Source organism: Sphingomonas sp. GM_Shp_1, from assembly GCF_026540895.1.
GTDB lineage: Bacteria > Pseudomonadota > Alphaproteobacteria > Sphingomonadales > Sphingomonadaceae > Sphingomonas.
In genome coordinates this window covers 1-2,757 of sequence record NZ_JALNUR010000071.1, presented here as the reverse complement: position 1 = coordinate 2,757, position 2,757 = coordinate 1, and the positions used below count along the sequence as shown (strand labels likewise).

At 59.4% G+C, this 2,757-nt stretch carries 3 protein-coding genes; 1 reads left to right on the top strand and 2 read right to left on the bottom strand.

Annotated elements, in window-relative coordinates:
* Positions 1-120: 120 nt before the first annotated feature.
* Positions 121-1,041, bottom strand: a complete 921-nt coding sequence (locus OXQ33_RS17395; protein ID WP_267436058.1) for a hypothetical protein — start codon at positions 1,039-1,041, stop codon at positions 121-123.
* Between the two features lie 66 nt (positions 1,042-1,107).
* The gene (locus tag OXQ33_RS17390) at positions 1,108-1,383 is read right to left on the bottom strand and encodes a hypothetical protein (protein ID WP_267436056.1); all 276 of its coding nucleotides are present in this window, start codon (positions 1,381-1,383) and stop codon (positions 1,108-1,110) included.
* A 291-nt stretch (positions 1,384-1,674) separates the two neighbouring features.
* On the opposite strand from OXQ33_RS17390, the gene OXQ33_RS17385 reads away from it, so the two are divergent.
* Positions 1,675-2,553, top strand: coding sequence for a hypothetical protein (locus tag OXQ33_RS17385; RefSeq protein WP_267436055.1), 879 nt, complete (start codon positions 1,675-1,677; stop codon positions 2,551-2,553).
* Positions 2,554-2,757: the final 204 nt, after the last annotated feature.

Genomic DNA, 2,757 nt, shown 5'->3' with positions numbered 1-2,757 from the left:
CGACCAACTCAGGACGTTCAGCAGCTGGAGCGTGAACGACCGCTTGTGCTGTAACCTGCCATCGCTTCACGCAAACCCGCCGGACCTCGCGTGCGGGCCGCCGCCACAGCCATCGCGGGGCTAGAGAATGGGCGGCTGGCGATCCTGGAAAGCTGAGAAGATGGTTTGCAGCAACTGGTTCATTTCAGGAAGGCGTCTGCGTAAGGACGCGGGTGAACGGGTCTCTTTGAGCGATGCCTCGAAAGCGCGATACACCGTTTCTTTATCTTGAATCACGCCCTGATAGCGGCCGACATTCTCAATCCACTGGCTCCAGCGGACGGGTCTAAGTTTTCCGCCTCGGTCTTTTAGGGATGAGCGGCCCAAGTATAATTCGATCGGGGCACCGGAGCCGTTGACATTCATGCGGCTCAGGCCTGCTGGCCCCAGCGTGGGATACCTTGCGGCCAGCTTTGTATCCGGCAGAAGCATTAGGCGAACGTTCGGCGGAAAGCGAACGCCCGCAAGCGAGCGATAAGCCTCGGCGCCCGCAGCATCGTTATCGAACAAAGCCAGCATTCGGTTTTGAACGCGCGCGCCGGATAACACCTTAATCATTCTCGCCAAAAGCGAAGCGCCACCTTCAATCTTGAACTCCTCGAAATCTAAAAACTGATAGGCATCCGCATACTCCGGATAAAAGGCGTGGAGTGCGGCGGTGATGATGCGCGTGTCGGATCTTCCCTCTGTGAGGACGATGATCTTACCGCTGGGAAAATCCGCGTACTCCGCATCTTCGTCGCGCGCCATCTGCTGCGGTGTGCGAGGGTCGTCATCCTCGGAGTAAAGGGCCGTGCAATCCATCCAGACAGGCGCTTTGGGAAGCACCTCAATGAGCAGCGCCAGTTGGGTGAAAATGTCCCCCGGAGCGCTGAGTAGGCTTCCGAAGTGCCACGGGTTCAGGCGGCCGCCGATAGACTTCCGCTCCGATGCAACTTCATCTCTGATAAGCTGCAGCCATTCGGGGAAGGTGAGCTTTTCCAGCATGCGGAGCTGCTGCACGACGTCCCCGTCTTCCTCCTTAAAATGCTTCGCGTAGGAAGCCGTTTGCTCATGGCGCGCTAAATCTCAGGCGCGCTCGCAGTGCTCGGGTGTGTAGCCTTGGATTAAGAGGCGCTTGCGCACAACCGAAGCGGGCGCGAGCAGATACCGGTAAAACTCGGGCGGCTCGTCGAAGTCGTAGTACGGGTCGATCACCTGCCGTACCACGCGGTGAGCGCGCCTTGCAGGCCTCTTGTAGAAATCAGTTTCGGCGAAAATCATTTCGGCGAAGGTTTGCCACGCCATAAATCCGGCGTCCGGCACCGAGATGGGCCCCACATAAACTGCAACGTCGTCGCTCATGCGCCCATGCTAACCAGCTCTTGAACCGGTGTCATGGCTGCGCGGTGCAGTGGTTTGCTTCGCCTGACTGGGCCCAGTTCGACCACATCAACTCTGCGCCAGTCCTGGCAAGCCACGAACCGCAATCTACAGAACCAACTTCTCGGGCCGGGCCCGGAACCCAGCCGTGCCGATCCAGCCGGAGCCGGATCGGCACAGGTCCTCGACCGTCGCGTCCCGCAGATGGTGGAACGCCTGGGAGTTGCCTCGTGATTACTTGACATTGGTAGCATGCCGGGGAGGATACGTCGAGTGACGACGTTACTCTCCTGGCTTTCTGTTGACGCCCGCGCACCTAGTGCGCTCTACATCGTAGCCGATAGCAGGATAACCTGGGGCTCTCCGGCGCGACGCTGGGATAGCGGGCGCAAGGTTTTCGCCTGTCGCTCAAACGACCTGTTTGGCTACTGTGGAGACGTGATCTTCCCGGTGATTGCGCTCGGTCAGCTCACAGACCTTATCGATCGCGACGCTCTTTGGAGCCCGTACGCGACAGCAGAGGAGCGGCATGCGATCGTGCTCGCGCAGCTCACGACTTCGGCTGAGCGGCGCCACCGTGTGCCGGACGCCGACTTCACAATCCTGCACGGCACGCGAGACGGAGATAAGCTGCAAAGCCGGTTTCGTCTCTGGTGCATTCGCTACGATGCGGCCCGACGGCGTTGGATCGATACAGAAGTGATTCTCGACGGGATAACCGGAAGCGAGCCATTGGTCATACTTGGAAGCGGTCGACGAGCGCTTCTTAAAGAACTTCGGACATGGCAAAACTCTCCGCAGTCAGGGACCGCGCGGTCTATATTCGCAGCCTTCTGCGATTCCCTAATTGCCGGCGGTGACGAGCTATCCGGCGGTGTTCCACAACTGGTCACACTTGGACGAAGCGGGGATGGAAAGATAGTGGGTTATGTTGCGGAAGAGGTTCGCTACCTCCACGGCCTACCGATTCCCGCGCTTGTGACGCTCGATGAAATTGAGTGGAGGGACGCGCTCTTCACGCGCATCTCGCCGGCATCTCTCAAACCGCTCTCAAACGCGCAGCGGCATGCGCGTGTACAAAATCCGCCTGAGGGCGGTTTGACTGCCTTCCTAAAGCGGATTGGGGCGGTCTCGCCGTCCAAGTCTAAGTGACGAAGCAGAGGAGCCCGGCGACGGCAACTCTTCTAATGGAAGCGCGCTTAAGGCAGCTTTGCCCGACCACCGATCTAGGACCTGCCGGTCAGCCACCCGCCCGGAAATTGTCATAGCCGGCCACAGGAGTGCCCCCTCTGGAATGTCCGGTCCTGGCAGAAGCTGTAATTAGCGGGCGCCATGCGGAATGACCGGAAAGTCCCA

Excerpts from the sequence above, each read along its gene's own strand:
- OXQ33_RS17390 (WP_267436056.1), bottom strand. The coding sequence starts at position 1,383 with ATGAGCGACGACGTTGCAGTTTATGTGGGGCCCATCTCGGTGCCGGAC.